Source organism: Algoriphagus aquaeductus, assembly GCF_003253485.1.
GTDB lineage: Bacteria > Bacteroidota > Bacteroidia > Cytophagales > Cyclobacteriaceae > Algoriphagus > Algoriphagus aquaeductus.
The window spans coordinates 530795-550805 of the sequence record NZ_QKTX01000001.1; the positions used below are offsets into that span (position 1 = coordinate 530795).

At 44.2% G+C, this 20011-nt stretch carries 15 protein-coding genes; 10 read left to right on the forward strand and 5 right to left on the reverse strand.

Going from position 1 to position 20011, the window contains the following annotated elements; genetic code table 11:
* Positions 1–53 precede the first annotated feature (53 nt).
* Positions 54–2048, forward strand: coding sequence for an FISUMP domain-containing protein (locus CLV31_RS02250; RefSeq protein WP_146250854.1), 1995 nt, complete (start codon positions 54–56; stop codon positions 2046–2048).
* A gap of 251 nt (positions 2049–2299) precedes the next feature.
* On the opposite strand, the gene CLV31_RS02255 is transcribed toward CLV31_RS02250, so the two are convergent.
* Genes CLV31_RS02255 through sdaAB form a run of 3 tightly spaced genes read right to left on the reverse strand, consistent with a single transcriptional unit; the run spans position 2300 to position 5684 of the window.
* Entirely contained in the window at positions 2300–3613 is a 1314-nt protein-coding gene (locus CLV31_RS02255; RefSeq protein WP_111391234.1) for an efflux RND transporter periplasmic adaptor subunit, read from the reverse strand.
* A gap of 3 nt (positions 3614–3616) precedes the next feature.
* A complete protein-coding gene (locus CLV31_RS02260; protein WP_111391235.1) occupies positions 3617–4969 on the reverse strand; it encodes a TolC family protein in 1353 nt (450 codons plus the stop codon).
* A 37-nt stretch (positions 4970–5006) separates the two neighbouring features.
* Positions 5007–5684: an L-serine ammonia-lyase, iron-sulfur-dependent subunit beta gene (sdaAB, locus tag CLV31_RS02265; RefSeq protein WP_111391236.1), complete on the reverse strand. Its 678-nt coding sequence runs from the start codon at positions 5682–5684 to the stop codon at positions 5007–5009.
* Between the two features lie 165 nt (positions 5685–5849).
* Between sdaAB and CLV31_RS02270 the strand changes: the two genes are divergently transcribed.
* The 5 genes from CLV31_RS02270 to CLV31_RS02290 all read left to right on the forward strand — a co-directional run bounded on the left by CLV31_RS02270 (position 5850) and on the right by CLV31_RS02290 (position 13286).
* A complete protein-coding gene (locus tag CLV31_RS02270; RefSeq protein WP_181452552.1) occupies positions 5850–6662 on the forward strand; it encodes an aminotransferase class IV in 813 nt (270 codons plus the stop codon).
* A gap of 126 nt (positions 6663–6788) precedes the next feature.
* Entirely contained in the window at positions 6789–8432 is a 1644-nt protein-coding gene (locus tag CLV31_RS02275; protein WP_111391238.1) for a sodium/sugar symporter, read from the forward strand.
* Between the two features lies 1 nt (position 8433).
* Positions 8434–9930, forward strand: coding sequence for a xylulokinase (locus tag CLV31_RS02280; protein ID WP_111391239.1), 1497 nt, complete (start codon positions 8434–8436; stop codon positions 9928–9930).
* 85 nt (positions 9931–10015) lie between these two features.
* On the forward strand, positions 10016–11329 hold the full coding sequence (gene xylA / locus CLV31_RS02285; RefSeq protein ID WP_111391240.1) for a xylose isomerase: 1314 nt from the start codon (positions 10016–10018) through the stop codon (positions 11327–11329).
* 52 nt (positions 11330–11381) lie between these two features.
* Positions 11382–13286, forward strand: coding sequence for a sialate O-acetylesterase (locus CLV31_RS02290; RefSeq protein WP_111391241.1), 1905 nt, complete (start codon positions 11382–11384; stop codon positions 13284–13286).
* Here CLV31_RS02290 and CLV31_RS02295 read toward each other — a convergent pair.
* Complete coding sequence (locus CLV31_RS02295) at positions 13283–14350, reverse strand: alpha/beta hydrolase (protein WP_111391242.1); 1068 nt, start codon at positions 14348–14350, stop codon at positions 13283–13285. The genes CLV31_RS02290 and CLV31_RS02295 overlap by 4 nt on opposite strands.
* A 4-nt stretch (positions 14351–14354) precedes the next feature.
* A complete protein-coding gene (locus tag CLV31_RS02300; protein ID WP_181452553.1) occupies positions 14355–14888 on the reverse strand; it encodes a hypothetical protein in 534 nt (177 codons plus the stop codon).
* A 364-nt stretch (positions 14889–15252) separates the two neighbouring features.
* Here CLV31_RS02300 and CLV31_RS02305 point away from each other — a divergent pair, with 364 nt between their 5' ends.
* The 4 genes from CLV31_RS02305 to CLV31_RS02320 all read left to right on the forward strand — a co-directional run bounded on the left by CLV31_RS02305 (position 15253) and on the right by CLV31_RS02320 (position 19696).
* Entirely contained in the window at positions 15253–15657 is a 405-nt protein-coding gene (locus tag CLV31_RS02305; RefSeq protein ID WP_245943301.1) for a hypothetical protein, read from the forward strand.
* 371 nt (positions 15658–16028) lie between these two features.
* Positions 16029–16619 carry a T9SS type A sorting domain-containing protein gene (locus tag CLV31_RS02310; protein WP_111391244.1) on the forward strand — a complete coding sequence of 197 codons (591 nt, stop codon included), beginning with the start codon at positions 16029–16031 and terminating at the stop codon, positions 16617–16619.
* 154 nt (positions 16620–16773) lie between these two features.
* Positions 16774–17931: an acyl-CoA dehydrogenase family protein gene (locus tag CLV31_RS02315; RefSeq protein WP_111391245.1), complete on the forward strand. Its 1158-nt coding sequence runs from the start codon at positions 16774–16776 to the stop codon at positions 17929–17931.
* A gap of 73 nt (positions 17932–18004) precedes the next feature.
* Positions 18005–19696: an AMP-binding protein gene (locus CLV31_RS02320; protein ID WP_111391246.1), complete on the forward strand. Its 1692-nt coding sequence runs from the start codon at positions 18005–18007 to the stop codon at positions 19694–19696.
* The last annotated feature ends 315 nt before the right edge of the window (positions 19697–20011 follow it).

A 20011-nucleotide genomic window follows, 5' to 3' on the forward strand; every position in this document is an offset into this window, starting at 1 on the left:
TTGGTCTTTGTTTTTGCACCATTGAGGAAATAGAAAAACCTCCTACTGAAAACTTGGTAGGCAGTTTTGAAAGAGAGCTTTTGCCTCTTCAGGTTTTTAGTTTTAATCCAGGCATTCCGCTCGAAGGATATGAAAAAATCGGAGGGGAACTTGGAGGAAAGACCTTTGAAGTAGGAAAAGGAGAAAATGGTTTGGTTTTTTTTATGGTTCCTGAATTACCTCCCGGAGACTATCTACTCAAGCTTCAAATTGGACCAAAAACCATGGTTTGGAATGTGAAAGTTGGGAGTTTTTTCCAAAACCCCACTCCAATTGGTGATGCCTTTTGGGAAGATTATTTTGCAGGGAGCAGGGTGATTCAGGACAGCTTGGAAAAGCATCCTGAATTAAGATATCAATACGCAACTTGGTTGGAATGGACTGGTTTCTTCAAAGCACTTTTTAATGATCTGACTTCTGAACAAAAGAATACTTTGAGCAAAATCATCCAACAGAATCGATTGGAAAAGTTTGCTTCTTTTCAGTTTGAATTACCCATGGATGAAAACTGCCTGGACGCCAACTATTGGGTTTTCTTTAAAAATTTTCAAGTAGAGACAGAAAGTGAAAGGAATGCAAGAGCACAGCTGATCTATCTTCCTGCGTCTCCAATACTTGACGCCTTAAAAGCTTTTGTCGCGGATGTGATTTGGAAGTATTCCATGGTTATCGAGCTTTCCAGAATGAAGGTGTTGAATTGTCCGATTTTGAGGGATATATCCTTCCAAACGATGTATGGAAAAGTTGATGAAAAGCCCATACTTTTTAATCCTGGGGATTCTTTGGTTTTTAAATTGGAAGGTGAATACATCCGCCTTAATAGTTCAGACGCAAGCCTTGGGATGGAGGGATTGGGACAATACGCTATTCTGATTTTTGAAGAGGCAAAATATCAAAGAAACGCACATGCCGAATGGATTTCTAAATACCGGAGCTACCAGAAACTATCTTACCCTTTTTTACCGGATTTCTCCTTTTCCTATTCTACTTCACCGAGCATATTTCGACCGTTGGAGGGGTTTACTTTTCAAATCCAATCTATTTCAAATCCCCAAGTATTTCTATCTAACCAAGTTCAAAAAGGAAATCAACTGTTTTTGACTTTTGACAGAATGCAGGAGGGGGCTCAGGAATTCCAATTTACCATGAGCTTTACCCAAGAAGGACATTCGGTGACCAAAAACCTGAAGGGGAGAATGCCGGGAGTCAATGAGTTGATTCTCGACCTTTATTTTGACCGGGGAACTGCGAATCTGAGTGTACTCGGAGGACAGGGCCCATTTGAGATTAGGTGGAGTAACGGTGTGATGAATGAAACCAATGCCACGTTTCCAGCAGGAGACCATTTCCTCATGGTTACAGATGCCAAGGGACTGGAAAAAAAGATAGAATTTAAAGTTCCGGAATTCGGGACTGTCAAAGATCGAGAGGGAAATGAGTACCAAACAGTCAAGATTGGGGATCGGTGGTGGATGGCGGAGAACCTTCGAAATACCATCCGTGAAAATGGGAAGCCCATTGAACATCGGCCTTCTTGGCCCGCATGGAATCCCAGTTTTCCAGCCGATTTTGATCGTGCAGCTTATTCTTACTATGATAATTTGACAAGTAACGATGCCCGCTATGGTAAACTGTATAATATTCATGCGTTTGAGGGGGGAATCTGTCCCGATGGCTGGGGATTGCCCAGTAATGAGGATTTTTTGGCACTTATCGAGCATTTGGGTGGGGAAGATGAAGTGGGAAGGAAACTAAAAAGCAGAAGCAACTGGAAAGAAACAATATTTAATTCGACCAATGAGTCTGGATTCAATGCAAAGCCAGGAGGAAGGAAATTCTATAATAACTCCTATGAGAAGGAAGAGCAATTTGTAGGGTGGTGGGTGAAGCCAGTGACTATTCCCAACCGAATTGCTTACCTGGAAGCCGGATCAAATCAACTGATAATGAAGAATCTAATTGATTTTTATTTTCAAGGTCATTATATCCGCTGTATCCAAAATGACTGATTTATTTGCCTTTGTGGATTTATTTTTAGGTGCCGCTTTTGGCGTCTCACTTCCCGCAGTCAAGGTAGTTGCGGGTTCCTTCAAAGATTCTTCTAAATTTTAGTGAATAAAACTTTACTCACTAATTGTTTCAAAATGAAATAGGGATACTCCCAGTGGCGAGGAGAGTTGCGCTCCCAGCAGATTGAGAATGGATCTTTGTTCTGGATGGACAAAAAAAATCCCCGCACCGGGCGGGGATTATTAAATTATTATTTTTTCACTTCTTCGGGCTTTCCGGCTACGAGTTTTTTCACCCGATCACCCTCTTTAAGCTGCTTGCTGACTACGAAGTAAGGCCCCGAAATGACTTCATCTCCTTCTTTTAGTCCTTCCAGAATCTCAATGTTTTCATAATCCGAGATTCCGGTTTTTACGGTTCTGATTTTAGCTTCCCCATTTTCACTGACAAATACGATTTCTTTCGCCTTGGTCGTTCCTCCAGGAAGGGTATCCATTTGAGTTTCCCGGGTAGTAACGGCTGAAAGTGGAATAGCCACAGCATCATTTTTAGCATTGGTCATGATTTCGACTGATGCTGTCATGCCTGGACGGAACGGGTATCTATTTCCTGCCTTCACCAGCTCTTCATAAGAGCTATTGAGAATTCGGATTTTCACCTTGAATTCGGTCACTGCATCCACAGATGCCTTCGTATTTGCGGTATTGGCAATGCTGGTTACGATTCCCTTGAATTTTTTTCCGCTGGCAGAATAGGCATCCACATCGATCAAAGTCGTGTCTCCCAAAGAAAGTCTTACAATGTCATTTTCATTGACGTCTACACGAACTTCCATCCGGGTAAGGTCTGCTATGGTCATCATCTCGGTACCGGCCATTTGCTGGGTTCCTACCACCCGTTCCCCTTTTTCAACCTTCAAACTGGATACAATTCCGGAAACCGGGGAATTGACATTGGTCAATCGAAGGTTTTCGGAAGCTTCATTGACAGAGGCTTGGGAGCTTTTTACGATGAATTCTGCCGCAATCACTCCTTGTTTTGCTGCTTCGAGATCTTTTTCTGCGGAGATAAAATTGGCAAAAGCCTGCTCATAGTCAGCATCGGAAATGACCTTTTGTTCGTGGAGGGTTTTTTGTCTTTTAAAATCCAGTTCTGAACGAGTAAACTGGGCCTCTGCGCGTTGCAAGCTAGCTCTGGATTGAGCAAGATTGGCCATCTGTTGATTGAGGTTTGCCCGGGTTCTGTCCAATGCAGATGCGAAATTATCCGGTCGGATTTTCACCAAAAGCTTACCTAATTCTACTGAGTCTCCTTCTTGAACATTCAGTTCGATGATTTCTCCTGCCACATCCGGAGAAAGTTTGACTTCGATTTCGGGCTGGATTTCTCCAGAAGCACTTACTTTTTCAACAATAGCGGTCTTTTTTACATTGGCAAATTCTACTTCAGTTTCTTTGACTCCGCCTATCCAACCGGCAGACCGACCGATGATGGCAAAAACAATAATCACTCCTACTGCTCCGAGTAGGTAATACAGAAGTTTGTTGGACTTTTTAGTAGCCATGGGTTAGTAAATATTAAGCGGATTACCTAGATAGAAATCGAGTACTTTTACTCGGAAAATGTAGCTGTATTTTGCATTGATCAAATCAGCCTGAGCATTAAAGAGGTTGTTTTGGGCCACTTGAAAGTCTACCGAATTAATGGCACCCAAATCAAACTGCTGCTGAGAGACGCGGAAGGTCTCTTCCAGACTTTTGATTCTGACCAGTGAAGCCTGATAGCTTTGCTCTGCCGCCAAAGCCTGGGTGTAGGCAGTTTCGATATCTTGGCGAAGTGTGTTTTTGGCTTCTTGAGCCTCAACTTCAGCCAGTCTCTGCTGGACACGAGCTCGCTGTAGTGAAGCCTTGTTGCTGAAGTTGGAGAATATCGGGATATTCAACTGAAGATTCCCAGATTGAGACAGGTTGTTTTCAATTTGAGTTCTAAAAGGAATTATTTCTGATGAACCCGGCAAAAATGCCTGATCTACATAGTTGGAAAAAATAGAAACTCCCGCTCCAATGGTGGGATAGAATGCTCCTTTTGCGATTTTCACCCCATATTCGGCCACTTCTATGTTGGCCTCTGCAGCTTTGATTTGAGGAAGGGTTGTAACAGCCACTTCAAAAATTTCCATGGGAGTGCTGGAGGTAAGCTCAGCCTGATTGACTTCATAAGCTGGTTCGATTACATCAAAATCCTCCGTAAATGGAATCACCATGGCTTGAGTTAAGGCCAACTTGGCTAACCGAAGACCATTAACCGCATTGATCAAATTGAGTTGATTGGTGGCATTTTGAGATTGAAGATCCAATTGATTGGTCAAGGGCAGCGAACCCGCAGCAACCAGTTTTTTGGTTCGCTCAAGCTGTTCGGAGGTGGTTTTGAGCTGATTTTCTGCAATTTTCACCTGCTCTCTATTGAAGACCACATCAATAAACAAATTGATGACACTCAGGGTGATGGTATTTCTGGTAGCTTGAAGTGAATATTGACCTGCTTCCAGGTTTTTTCTGGCTTGGGCGATGCTGTTGTTGATTCGCATGCCATTGAAAATCGGCAAACTTGAGTTTGCCGTCACGTTGATGTTTCCGATTCTTCTGGTTTCAAAGAGGTTGGTTACTGGGTTAATAGATCTACCCCAACGATAACCTGGAAACACACCTGAGCTTAAAGAAGGGATTCTTCGGCCTTGATTGGCTAAAAGTTCTGCTTCGAAATTGCCCTGATTGATTTCTGTTCGTTTAAGTGTAAGATTATTTTCCAAAGCAATCTCTACCGCGGTGAGGAGATCGATTGGTCCAGTGATTTCACTTTGGGCAAAACTGGGAACCTGGAGAGCCAACACCAGCAATGCGGCGGTAAAAAGTTTTTTCATGTTTAGTTGGTTTATGGTGAAAGGTAAAAGGTGACGATTATAAATCTATATCAGGAATGTAAATTAGGTCCTTAACCCAGGGAAGAGACTGAAGATACTCAGTGGTAATTTTTCGAATTCCACTATCCATCTCGATGACATGGCAAGCCATGTCATTTTTCCCTTTTCGGGACACAGACATGGTGGCAATATTCGTTTTTTCCTGAGCAATCACACTGGAAATGAAGGCAATAGCTCCGGAGATATCATCCGCTTTGATAATTAAGGTATGGTTTTGAGCTGAAAAATTGGCTACAAATCCATCGACCTCAGCAATATTTATGACTCCTCCTCCGAGGCTTTCACCGACTACCTCTACGCTCTTATTTCCTTTTTTCAGTTGTAATTTGATGGTGTTGGGGTGGTGAACAGATGAATTGCCGATGGATTTGAAAGTGTATTTCAAATTTTTTTCCTTGGCGATTTCAAGCGCATTTTTGATCCGGGCATCGTCTGTTTTGAAATCCATCAATCCCCCTAAAATTGCCCGATCACTGCCATGTCCTTCATAAGTTCTTGCAAATGAATTGTAAAAAGTGATGGAGGCTTCTTCGGGCAGTTCTCCCAATATTCGAATAGCGGCGCGGGCTATTCGGACTACTCCCGCGGTGTGAGAAGATGAAGGTCCGATCATCACCGGTCCAATCATATCAAATACACTGCTTTTGTTTGCCATGGGTCCTTAAGATTCAATTATGGTGCTAGTACAAAATCGCGTTCAAGAATAAGGGATTTTTTCCTTTCAATCCTTATTTTTTTGGCTTAAATGGCGGTTTGTTTATCTATTTTAACAGATCGTTGCTGGAACAGAACTAATTTATGTCCGAATATGAACAAATCAATGAGCGATTCTGATACAGTATTTGTTTTTTCAGATCATTCGGGCACTTGGATACCCACTGGGCTTTTCCCGATTCCAAACCGGGCAATGAATTTTGGGGATGGAATATTTGAAACAATGGTTTTTGATCAAAACCAGATTAGATTTTCTGAATTTCATCAAGATAGGGCTCTTAGAGCTTTAGAGGCTTTGGGAATCAAGCCTACCCATTTCGACCTTGACCTCCTTCAGGATTTTTTAGCCACGCGTTTTTCAGGAAACAAACTTAGGGTAAGATTGAATCTGTTTCGATCCGGTTCCGGAAAATATACTCCGAATGAAAATTCCCTTTCGCAGGCTTTACACCTTGAACCTTTTCATGAAGCTCCAAGAGTCAAACCGATTGCAGGTATTTCCGACTCTATCCGACTTTCCCATACCCCTTGGAGTTCATTCAAAACGCTCAATGCAATGCCTTATATTATGGCCGCCCAGGAGCGGCAGAAAAGGGGATGGGATGAAATTCTCCTTCGAGACGCTCAGGGAAGATTGTCCGAAGCCGGTGCGTCCAATCTGTTTTGGCAAAAGGGAAATGAAATTTTTACCCCTGATTTGGAATGCGGGTGTATTGGTGGCGTGTCGAGAAGGGTGATCATGGAAGAAGCGGCAAATTGTGGCTTGGAAGCGGTGGAAGGGTCCTTCTATCCGGCTGATCTGAACCAAGCTGAGCGTGTTTGGGTGTCCAATGTGACCGGGGTAAGTTATTTGGACAGAATCGAATCGAAACAATTTTCGACGGAAAGTTTGCTGTGGCTGGATAAATTATTCGATTAAGGACCCGAATTGGAATTGAAAATATGCACACGTTTGCATCAAACCCTTATATTTATCGACCTTAAAATGTAAAGTTTGAACTAATAACCTGACTTATTACCCTAAAACCTCAATCAACCTTGCTTTATGCTCTTAGAACCCATTGACCTAATTGTATTCTTTGGCTACTGTTTTTTGATCATCGGGATGGGAATCTTCGTCTCCCGGGAGAAAAAAGGACACGTCAAAAACTCCTCAGACTACTTTCTAGCCAGTAAAGCCCTGCCTTGGTGGGCAGTTGGCGCCTCTCTGATTGCCTCCAATATCTCAGCGGAGCAATTTATCGGTATGTCCGGTTCCGGTTTTGCCCTTGGATTGGCGATTTCCACGTATGAGTGGATGGCTGCAGCCACCTTGTTGGTGGTTGCGATTTTCTTTCTTCCGGTTTACATCAAGAAAGGGATTTATACGATGCCGGGTTTTCTGTTGGATCGCTACGATACCCGAGTGCGTACTACCATGGCGGTATTTTGGCTTTTACTGTATGTATTTGTCAATCTTACCTCTGTCCTTTATTTGGGTGCACTGAGTCTGAATACGATCCTGAACGTGCCATTGGTGTACGGCATCATTGGTTTGGCACTTTTTGCCATGATTTATTCGATTTATGGCGGATTGAAGGCTGTGGCTTGGACCGATGTGATCCAGGTCGTGTTTTTGATCGCAGGTGGTTTGGCTACTACCTACATTGCCTTGGGGATTGTAGGAAATGGTGATGCTTGGGAAGGGCTTAGCCTGCTCAGAAAAGAAGTGCCGGGTCACTTTTCCATGATCCTTTCCAAAGGGGAGATGATGATTCCCGACGGAAAAGGGGGAACAAGGGATGCCTATCTGGATCTTCCGGGATTATCTGTTTTGGTAGGAGGGATGTGGATTACCAATTTAAGTTATTGGGGCTTCAACCAGTACATCACGCAAAGAGCGCTCGCTGCCAAAAGCCTGGATGAAGCACAAAAAGGGATGATTTTCGCCGGATTTTTGAAGTTGTTGATGCCTTTGATCGTCGTGATTCCTGGAATCGCTGCTTTGGTCATTGTCAATAATGGACTGGATGCGCAGTTTATCGAATCAATGAAAGATCCAGCTACAGGTTTGATCAAGTCTGACCGTGCTTATCCTACCTTACTTCAGATTTTGCCGGTAGGGTTGAAAGGCTTGGCCTTTGCGGCTTTGACGGCAGCCATTGTGTCTTCCCTTGCTTCTATGGCCAACAGTACATCGACTATTTTTACCATGGATATTTATAATAAATATTTCGGTAAAAATGCCTCAGAGGTCACCCAGGTAAGAGTGGGTCGGATCACGGCATTGGTGGCATTTGTGATAGCAGCCATTGTAGCACCCGCTTTGGGGCAGTTGGATCAGGCTTTCCAGTTTATCCAGGAGTACACGGGCTTTATCAGCCCCGGAGTATTTGCCATTTTCTTCTTTGGCGTATTCTGGAAGAAGACCACTTCCAATGCGGCCCTGGTCGGTGCTTCTTTGAGTATTCCGCTTTCTGTGGTTCTGAAGGTGGCATTTCCTGCCTTACCCTTCATTGACCGAATGGGATTGGTATTTTTGATTTTGGCTGCATTGATGATTGCCATTTCGCTCGTAGAAGGGAAAGGCAAAGATCATCCAAACAGTATAGAGGTCAACTCAGACCTCTTCCGAACCAGCACAGGATTTAAAATCGGAGCCATTTTGATTGCAGGTATTACAGCAGCACTTTATATCGTATTCTGGTAAGATGAGAAAGTTATTGTTGGGACTGGATTTGGGAAGCTCTTCAGTGAAAGCCTCCCTTTTGGATGTAGATTCCGGAAAAGCCCTTGTTGCCAAAGCCTTTCCCGAAGAGGAAATGCCTATTGACTCCCCACAGTCCGGCTGGGCCGAACAGGACCCGGAGATGTGGTGGAAATATGCGAAAGATTGCATTGCTTTTGTCCAAAAGAAAGCAGAGGTCAAAAAAGGAGAACTCCAAGCCATCGGGATAGCCTATCAGATGCACGGGCTAGTCTGTGTAGACAAAAATCAGCAGGTACTTCGACCATCTATTATATGGTGTGACAGTCGTGCAGTGGAGATCGGTGCAAAAGCCTTTAAAAAATTAGGTGCTGACTATTGCCTTCCTCACTTGCTGAATTCTCCCGGGAATTTTACCGCATCCAAACTTCGTTGGGTAATCGAAAACCAACCTGAAATCGCCTCCAAGATTTATAAAATCATGCTTCCCGGTGACTTTATCGCCATGAAGCTGACCGGAGAGATTCTTACCTCAGAAACGGGACTTTCCGAAGGCATTTTTTGGGATTTCAAAAAGAATGGATTGAGTGAGAAGTTGCTCAAGCAAATGGAGATCTCTAAAGAATGGATGCCAGAGGTTGTAGCCTCCTTTTCGGTACAAGGAAAAGTGACTGCTTCAGCAGCTAAAGAAACAGGTTTGGAATCGGGGATTCCTGTGGCATATCGGGCCGGTGATCAACCTAATAATGCCTTTTCACTCCAAGTCTTGAAGCCTGGAGAATTGGCCACCACAGCGGGGACCTCAGGTACCGTGTATGGGGTATGTGATGAGCCGCTATACGATCCCCAGTCCAGAGTGAATACTTTTGTCCATGTCAACCATTCAAAGAAAAAGCCTTCCTATGGTGTGTTACTTTGTGTAAATGGCACTGGGATTCTCAATTCTTGGCTCAAAAAAGTCATGGGAGGATCGAGAATCACTTATGAGGAAATGAATTCGCTGGGAAATGGAGCGTTAATTGGTTCAGAAGGTCTGGTCTTTATTCCCTTTGGTAACGGAGTGGAGCGGATCATGCAAAACAAACCGGTAGGTGCACATCTTCTGGGATTGGATCTGTTGAAACACGACAAGCGGCATGTAGTCCGAGCTGCTCAGGAAGGGATTGTATCTGCGCTGACATTTGGTTTTAGAATCATGAAGGATATGGGAATGAATCTTCAGACTGTAAAAGCAGGGCATGCCAATATGTTTCTAAGTCCTCTGTTCCGAAAGACCTTTGTGCATATGAACCGAGTCAATTTAGAATTGTACAATACCGATGGGGCGCAGGGGGCTGCCCGTGGTGCGGGAATTGGTGCCGGGATATTTTCGGATGAAAATCAGGCATTTCATGGGTTGGAGTTGTTGGAAACGCTGGAACCCAATGCCAACTTCTACGAGCCCTACGAAGAAGTCTATCAGCATTGGGAAAATCGACTGAAAGGCCTGATTTGCGATTAATTCCAAATCTCAAATCTCAAATCTCAAATCTCTAATTTCAAATTTTAAAACCTATTTACCTATTTCTATAAAAACCCAAAAAACAATGTCAAAGACCTATTTCCCAACTATTGGAAAGATTCAGTACGAAGGCCATCAAAGCGACAATCCGCTAGCTTTCAGATACTATGATGAAAACCGTGTCGTGGCTGGAAAGACCATGAAGGAGCATTTCAAGTTTGCGATCGCCTACTGGCATTCCTTCTGCGGTACCGGAGGAGATCCGTTTGGACCGGGTACGATCACGCATCCATGGGATGCCAATCCTGATCCGATTCAAAGAGCCAAGGATAAGATGGACGCCGCTTTTGAGTTTATCAGTAAGATTGGCGTGGATTATTATTGCTTTCACGATGTTGACCTAATCGATGAGGGTCCTAGCTTGGCTGAGTATGAAAAGCGCATGCAGATCATCACGGATTATGCAGCCGATCATCAGAAAGCATCAGGAATTAAGCTTCTCTGGGGTACGGCCAATGTATTTAGCAATCCTCGGTACATGAACGGAGCCTCGACAAACCCAAATTTTGACGTGGTGGCTTTTGCAGGAACTCAGGTAAAAAATGCCATCGATGCAACGATCAAATTAGGAGGGGAAAATTACGTGTTCTGGGGAGGTAGAGAAGGCTATATGTCCTTGCTCAATACCGACATGAAGCGGGAGAAAGAGCATTTGGCCAGATTCCTGACCATGGCAAGGGATTATGCGAGAAAGAACGGTTTCAAAGGAACATTCTTCATCGAGCCCAAGCCCATGGAGCCTACCAAGCACCAATATGATTATGATTCCGAAACCGTCATCGGATTTTTGAGACACTTTGGTTTGGACAAGGATTTCAAATTGAATATTGAAGTGAACCATGCCACTCTTGCCGGACATACTTTCCAGCATGAGCTTCAAGTGGCTGCTGATACCGGAATGCTCGGATCCATTGATGCCAACCGTGGAGATTATCAAAACGGATGGGATACGGATCAATTTGCCTTGAATCTTCAGGAATTGGCTGAATCCATGCTCGTGATCCTGGCAGCCGGAGGCCTTCAGGGGGGCGGTGTCAACTTTGACGCCAAAGTGAGAAGAAACTCTACGGATCCTGAAGATCTGTTTTTGGCTCACGTGGGCAGTATGGATGCTTTTGCGCGTGGATTGCTGATCGCTGCGGATATCATGGAAAAGTCCGATTATCTGGAAAGAAGAAAGAACCGCTATTCCAGCTTTGATTCAGGAAAAGGAAAGGCGTTTGAAAATGGAACACTTACCTTGGAAGACCTAAGATCCTACGCATTTGAAGTAGGGGAACCGAAGCAGTATAGCGGTAAGCAGGAGTATTTTGAAAATTTGATCAATCGTTTTATTTGATCGAAATTAAAGGGAGGCTTAGGTCTCCCTTTTACGTTTAACCCCAACACCGATGAGAAAGTACGCCTTACTTCTGGGAATTTTCGCCATGCTTTTTGGCTGCGAAATGCCCATTCCCCAATCTCCTGTCACCTTCCCAAAATTGCTGTCCGATGGCATGGTCCTTCAACGGGATCAACCCGTTCAGATTTGGGGAAAAGGAACACCGGGTGAGAAAGTAAGGGTTTCTTTGGCAGGTGCGATTGGCAGTACCAAAGTAGCCGAAGACAGTACTTGGAAGGTTCAATTGCCTCCTTTACCTTCTGGAGGGCCTTTTCAGCTGCAGGTCAACGTGCAGACCATCCATGATGTGTATGTCGGTGATGTTTGGTTGGCCGGGGGCCAATCCAATATGGAATGGGCACTCAAATCCGGAGTGATCGGAAGAGAAGCGGAATTTGCCAATCCTGATTTTCCTCAAATCCGATTTTTTAAAGTTGCGAAGGATTACAGTGCCACGGAGAAGGCTGATGTATCTGGAGGTTCTTGGAAAATAGCCAATGCGGAGAATCTTCCCGATTTCTCCGCCGTGGCCTGGTTTTTTGCCAAAAAGAATCACCTCGAAAAAAATGTTCCCGTCGGCATCATTGAATCCAATTGGGGAGGAACTCCAGCAGAAGGATGGACAGAAGCTCAGGTCCTGGCCGAAATCGAGGAGCGATCTTTCACGGAAGAGGCGAAAGATGTTATTGAGAACAGGTCAAAGTGGAAGGAAATCCTGGCTGAGAATGAAAAGAAAAGGGAGATGAGAGACTTGCTGGTTCGAAGGCCTGATTCCTTGATGGCTGCGGAAGTAGCCGCTCTCGGATACACCGAATCGGGCTGGAAGTCGATTCAGCTTCCCGCATCCAACCCTTTGGAGCACATTGCTTGGGTCAGGAAAAAGTTCAACCTTCCTTCCAACAGTCCGGCAACGCTTACCCTGTCCAGACTGGAGCAAATGGCATTTGTCTATGTCAATGGTGTCCAGGTACATTACAAGGATTGGGGCGCAGCCATGCCTACCCTAGAAATTCCCGGAGAGTTGCTCAAAGCCGGCCAAAATGTACTCACCATCCGTGCGATCAATACCTGGGATAACCGCCCAGTCGTAGGATCAGCCGGGGAAATGTATGTGACTCAAAATGGTCGAAAAATCAGTCTTGAGGGGAATTGGTCTTATTCCAATTCCGTGGTAGAGCCACAACTCCCCAAGGTGGAATATCACAATTGGAGGCCTGGATTCATGTTCAACGCCATGATTGCACCGCTGACCAACTATTCGATCAAGGGAGTGATTTGGTATCAGGGGGAAAGCAATGCAGGTCGAGCAGAGGAGTATCGGGAGCTCTTTGGAACAATGATCCAAAATTGGAGAAGTCGCTGGAAGATGGAGTTTCTCCCCTTCTTATATGTGCAGTTGGCCAATTTCATGGAGCGAAAAGAAGTACAACCGGATAGTAAGTGGGCTTTGCTTCGAGAGGCGCAGACCAGAATTCTCGAGCTTCCGAAAACCGGGATGGCCACGATCATTGATATCGGGGAAGAAAAAGACATCCATCCCAGAAACAAAAAGGATGTAGGCGAAAGATTATGGCTTCAAGCCAGAAAAGTGGCTTTTGAGGAGCAGATTCTTGCTTCGGGGCCATTTGTCAAAGAAATAAAAAGAGAAGGAGACAAACTTTTGGTTAGCTTTTTTGACGTAGGAGAGGGGTTGAAGCTGGCATTTGGGGAGGAAGTTCTTGGCTTCTATGTGGAAGATGCGGAAGGACAATTTGAATCGGTCCAAGGCGTAATTTCAGAGAAAGATCAAATCACACTGACGATTCCTGAAGGAATCACTCCTGTGAGTGTCCGATATGCCTGGGCGGACAATCCCCAAGTCAATTTGATCAACTCGATTCAACTTCCTGCGATGCCTTTCCGAAAATCATTTTAATCGATCTTCCGGATCAACTCATTGGCCTCTGTCATTTCCTGAACCCGTTGCTGAAAGACTTCACGGGAAGGTACCTTGGCGATGTTTTCCAGAAAATCTATCGTGCTGAATAAAACACTCTGCCAGTCCTTGGAGGTGATCGCGGAAGTGATCACGTGATCACCTGTTTTGGGAAAGGCCATCTCTTTTTTCAAAGCGGCCTCAGTTCCCAATTGACTGTACATTTCCAGCATTTTGGGTACTGAAACCACAAAATCCTGTTCCTGATCATTTTTGTAATAGTATCCCAAGAAAAGCGGCTGTTTGATTTTTGAAAACGTTTCGGAATTCATTTCACTGTATAACAGGACGGCAAGACTCTCATAACCATTGATGTGGTAATCTTCTGACCAAAACGCCGCCTTTTCTCCTTGTCTTTTTTGATGGATCACTCCATTTTCCATCAGGGTTTTCTCCATGATCAATTTGGTCCAAGGCTTGAAAAAACTCTCCAGCCTACCATCTCCATCCCGAATGGCGGGCGAATAGACTACTAAGGCGTGAATGTCCGGTTGCTGACTGGCCAATAGTAGGGAAAGGGCTCCACCCATGGAGGTGCCTACTACGATCACCTGATCACCGAGACTTTTGCCGATCTGGTAAGCTTCTCCAGCCGCATTGGCGAGTTTTTGAGCGCTTAGGTATTCCATTCCATTTTGCCGGCGGATACCATGCTCTGGAAGACGGGTGACAAAGAGGTTGGCCCCGAAGTGATCTGCTAAAAAGCGATGAACCGGATCCCCTTCCATAGGGCTGGCCCCAAATCCATGGATGTAGACTATCGAGAAAGGCGTCTTTCTTTTGACCAGAGAATCCGCCCATATAATATAGGCTTCGTTTCCTTCTTTGAGTCCTATTACCGAATCCTCACGGTTTTTGAGGTAGGCCTCGAGTTCGGTCATTCGGGTCGGCACTTCAGGAAATTCGATCACGAGCTCCTGGGTTTTTACTTTTGGCCCCAGCATATAAGTGATAGCAAGGATCATTGCAGTCGCAAAAAGCCCCAGGAATAGTTTTCGTGCCATGAATTCAGTTGGTTTTTAGGTAAGGGGAGGTAGAATCAAGAAAGGCCTGAGTTCCGTTGCGGAAAAATACAAAGATTCGCGTTTTGAGCTGGGAATAAGGTTCAGGATTTAAGGTAAGGCTGGAGCCAAAGTAAACAGAAACTTCTTCAAAATTTCTCAACTCTGAAATTCTTTTGCCATCGGATGTCCTTAAAGCGTATGCGATATCTGTACCCACCGGCAATCCTGCAAAAGGTGCCGTCAAAATCACTGTTAGGTTGGAAATATTCTGAATCCGGTACTTCTCTTCGCAGACAAGTGAATAAGCATAGGTCTGTGGGACTTGAGAAAGTGCATTTTCTTTCTTTTTTACATCCAATTCAAAGTTGAATCGGAAATCTTTGAAAGAAACAGTATCGGTCGACAAGGAATAAGCCTGACTTCGATACGGACTAAAAAATACCTGTTTGATACCTATCGCATCAGCCTCAATAGCAGAAGGGCAGCGATTGTAAGGATCTTCTTCAATCCGGATGCAGCCTGATATGAGAATCAGCAAAATACACCACATAACCGGAGCAAAATGGATTTTTTTTTTGGTTTCGGAAGATCACTGGGTATCATATTTAAAATTAATGACTTAGCCTGTATTTCTACTGGATCTTTGATTATTTTCAAATAGACCAACTGAGTTTGTAGCCAATTGGCTTCAGAATTCGTGTTAATTTTGGACAAAAAAAAACTAAACCACTATGAAAAAACTCCTTTTTGCATGCTTGATTTTCCTTTTTGTGCATTCTGTTAGGGCACAGGAGCAGGTTATTCCCCATCGTTCTGTTTACATGGAGCTGGGAGGTGCCGGATTGGCGTAGAGTTTCAATTATGATTTCCGGTTTGACAAGACCCGGATGGATTCTTGGGGAATGCGACTTGGCGCTGGTGGTTACGGTATTGACGGGGATACTTTTTTCTCCCTTCCGGTCATGGTCAATAAACTCTATGGAAAAGGCCCGCACTATTTTGAGCTGGGTGCCGGGATGACCCTTTTTGCTTTCAATCAAGACCGGTATTCCTATTCTTATTGTAGCTCTGGATATGTGGATGCATCAGGGCAATATATCTGCACCAACACGGTAGTCGAGAATTACGGCTACGAGTTTATCCTGCCTGTGAATGGCTCTCCAAACTTGATGGGTACCCTGAATTTTGGTTATCGAAAAATTCCTGTGGATGGAGGATTTACCTGGAGAATCAATCTGACTCCAATCTTCAACAACAACGGCTTCTGGCCTTTATTTGCCGGAGTTGGATTTGGCTATGCCTTTTGATTGCAAAATTTCGTGTCTATTCGGACAAAACCTGTACACTATCGTACAGGTTTTTTGTTTTTAAATCACTTGTTTTCAGGGGTATAGAAAATTTTTCAAAATAAATTTTCCTTAATCTATACAATATGGTGCAACCTAGGTTTTTCTCGTTTTTCGAGGGAATTGTACGGAATCGTAACACTCGAACGGGCTTTTTCTCATTAATGGTCAAAAAATCGCGTTTTTGGAGCCCGATGGAATTTCATCCGGAATTCATTCTGTCTTAAAAGATGTAAATTTTTTAAGCTTCCCGAGGGGCCTGAATGGCATGCCAAAATGGGTTGGTATGTGCTTAGCAGAATACCTAGCACAACACTAAACCAACAAATTTTATGAAAACCTTATTCACAATCGCTCTGGCAGGTGCTTTATCTTTGAGTAGCCTAGCCGCCAATGCCGCTGAAGACTTGATGGCACTTTCAAATGTTCAGGCAAAATTTAAGACCGTCAATGTCCTTTTAAAAGAAGGTGTGGGAGAAGCCAAAATCGCCATTTATGATCAAACTGGAAGAAAGCTTCACCAAAGAAAAGTAAAAGTAGGAGATCAAGATACCGTCATTCCTTACAATCTTTCAGAGATGCCATGCGGAGAATATCAGGTGAGAATCTCCACTGAAGAGGAAGAGGTGGTCTATAAAGTTTCCACTTTCGAAAAAAAGAAAGAAACTTCCGAATTGCCACTGGCTGCTTATGGTAAAAAAATAGACCAGGAAACGATCAACTTGACCGTGATAGGATTGGATGAGCCCGGAGTGGATGTCGAAATCCGACATAACATCTCCAACAAGGTGATTTTTGCAGAAGAAATCGACTCTGAGGAGGGATTCAGAAAAAATTATAAGCTCAAAGGAGTATCTCCTGAGGAAGTATACTTAAAAGTCACTGATTCTCACGGAAGAACAAAAGCCTTGTATTTTGAATAATCCTTCCCGCATTTTTTCAAAAGCCTCAGATGCAATCATTCTGAGGCTTTTTTTTTGTAATAAAGCCTAAATTTTAATCTTCGACCGTCACATATAGCCAAAATGGTACAAAGCAAAATGTCTATTTTTGGACAAAGAAAAACTAAACCCAAATATGTTCGGACTTCACAGATCCTTATTTACCGAAGAGCACCAACTGTTTCGACAGAGTGTCAGAGATTTCATTTCCAGAGAGATCACTCCCCATAATGCCGATTGGGAAAAACAAAAAATGGTCAGCCGGGATTCCTGGCTGAAACTTGGAGAAAATGGATTTTTAGGCATCCAGGCACCGGAAGAATTGGGAGGGCTCAATATTCAGGATTTTAGATACAATGCCATTTTGATTGAGGAGTTGGGGCTGAGTGGATGTTCCGGACCAGCGATTGGTTATCCCTTGCATAGTGATATTGTCATGCCCTATGTTTTGCATTATGCGACCGCAGAAGCCAAGCAAAAGTATATTCCAAAAATGGTGTCCGGAGAGTATATCGGTGCGGTGGCGATGACCGAACCGGGTGCGGGCTCAGATTTGCAGGGAATGCGTACGACTGCGGTGGATCGGGGTGATCATTATGTGATCAATGGCTCCAAAACGTTTATAACCAACGGCTATTTATCTGATGTGGTCGTAGTGGCAGCCAAAACAGACCCTAGCAAGGGAGCCAAAGGAATTTCCCTTTTTCTGATGGATAATCATATGCAGGGGTTCTCTAAGGGAGTCCCGTTCGAAAAAGTCGGTCTTCATGCTCAGGATACCTGTGAATTGTTTTTTGAAGACGTCCTAGTGCCCAAGGAAAACCTGTTGGGTAAAGTGGGTGAAGGCTTCAAGTACTTGATGACTGAGTTGGCACAGGAGCGATTGGTAGTCGCCTTGGCAGCAATTGCCTTGGCAGAATTTGCCTTAAAAAGTACCATTGATTACGTCAAGCAGCGGAAGGCATTTGGAAAGGCAATTTCAGAATTCCAAAACACGCGATTCAAATTGGCCGAGATGGCAGCTCAGGTAGAGCAAGGTAGGATTTACTGTGATTACCTGGTTTCGCTGCATAACGAAGGCAAGCTCGATTCTGCAATGGCTTCTGCGGCCAAATACAACATGACCGAGCTTCAATGTAAAGTAGCAGACGAGTGCGTACAGCTTCATGGAGGCTATGGCTATATGTGGGAATATGGGGTAGCCAGAGCTTGGGCAGACGCTCGGGTACAACGGATCTATGCCGGTACCAATGAAATCATGAAGGAGTTGATTGCACGAAAAATTTTGAGCTGAGCCAGATTCTTTTTGGTGAAGCAACGGAATTTTAAGTAATTGGAAAGCTAGATTAACCCAAAATATCCAAAATATGAGCGATTTTCCTTGGTTGAAATTTTATCCTGCCTCTGTCGATAAAGAGGTGGATTGTCAGGCCTATTCCAGTGTGACCGAACTATTCGAAGAGAGTGTAAGGAAATTCAGCTCTTCTGTTGCGTATGAATGCATGGGAAAAACCCTTTCCTTCCAGGATCTTGACCGCATGAGTCAATATTTCGCCAATTTTCTCACTTATGAACTTAAGTTAGCTAAAGGTTCTCGGGTAGCGATCCAAATGCCCAATGTGTTGCAATATCCGGTGGTCATGTTTGGTGCGCTCCGTGCCGGGATGGTCGTGGTGAATACCAATCCCCTCTACACCCCCTCCGAGATGAAGCATCAGTTCAATGATTCAGGGGCAGATGTGGTCGTGATTGTGGCGAATTTTGCTTCCAACTTGGAGAAAATCCGGTCTGAAATCCAAGCCAAACATGTGATTGTGACCGAATTGGGCGATCTATTGGGAGCTCTAAAAGGCATGATTGTCAATTTGGTCGTAAAACATGTCAAAAAGATGGTTCCTGCCTTTTCCCTACCGGGATCGGTGAGTTTGAAATCCGCACTTTCCAAAGGTGCTTCCCATCAGTTTAAATCAGTGAAATGCAGCTTGGAGGATCCTGCATTTCTCCAGTATACAGGAGGGACCACAGGGGTCTCTAAAGGCGCCGAGTTGACACATGGTAATATCGTGGCCAACATGCAACAGATTTCTGCGTGGATGAAGCCCAAACTCCGGGAGCGGGAGGAAATAGTCATTACCGCACTACCGCTCTACCATATTTTTGCTTTGACAGTCAACTGTCTAGCGATGCTGAAAATCGGAGCGCATAATGTGCTCATTACCAATCCGAGAGACATGAAAGCTTTCATCGGAGATTTGGCTAAAAAACGGTTCACCGTCATCACCGGAGTCAATACGCTTTTCAATGGTTTGCTGAATCAAGAAGCGTTTAAAAACCTGGATTTTTCCGGATTGAAAATCGCAGTAGGAGGGGGAATGGCAGTTCAAAAAGCAACTGCTGAAAAATGGAAACATGCCACCGGAGTGCCTTTGGCCGAAGGATATGGCCTGACGGAGACTTCTCCAGTAGCCACTTGCAATCCAATTGATGGTACTGAGCGAATCGGCACGATCGGATTGCCCCTTCCCAATACCGAAGTCATGATCGCGGATGATCAGGGTCATGCTCTTGGGATCGGTGAACGGGGAGAAATATTCATCAAAGGTCCCCAAGTGATGAAAGGGTATTGGAACAGGCCAGAGGAGACGGCCAATGTCATGCATGGCGAATGGTTTAAATCCGGAGATATCGGAGTGATGGATGAGGATGGGTTTATCAAAATTGTGGACCGGAAAAAGGAGATGATCTTGGTTTCTGGCTTCAATGTGTATCCCAATGAGGTGGAAGACGCCATAGCCTCTTACTCTGGAGTAATGGAGGTTGGGGTCATTGGCATGCCAGATCCGAAGTCCACTGAAAAAGTAGTGGCTTATGTGGTCAAAAAGGATGGCGCTATTTCGGAAGAAAATATTATTCAACACTGCAAAAATTCACTCACTAATTACAAAGTACCCAAAGAAGTCTACTTCATAGATGAACTTCCCAAATCAAATGTGGGGAAAATTTTGAGACGCAAGATCAAGGAAGCGCACATGGAAAAAATGGGAATCAAACCCGAATAATATTCAATTGAAAAAATCATCCTCTTCAAAAAACCGCAAATCGCGGTTTTTTTGTTTTTTTGCAGCTTAGGAAGATCTTTGAAGAGGAGAGTCAGGGTTCGATAATATGCCAAATTTGAAAGTCTTTCAATTTTAAAATCACTACTGTCCGACTAAAATAGAATAGTCGGACATTTCTTTTTCTATCTGTCCAATTTCGGGTTTTTCCTGTACGTTTTGGAAAGTGAAGCCCCCTAAGTTGGAAAGATGCTCATTTGGGAGGATTTTGCGAGGCTTTCCTGGAGTTCTTTTTCCGGATTGTTGAGGAAATTGGTC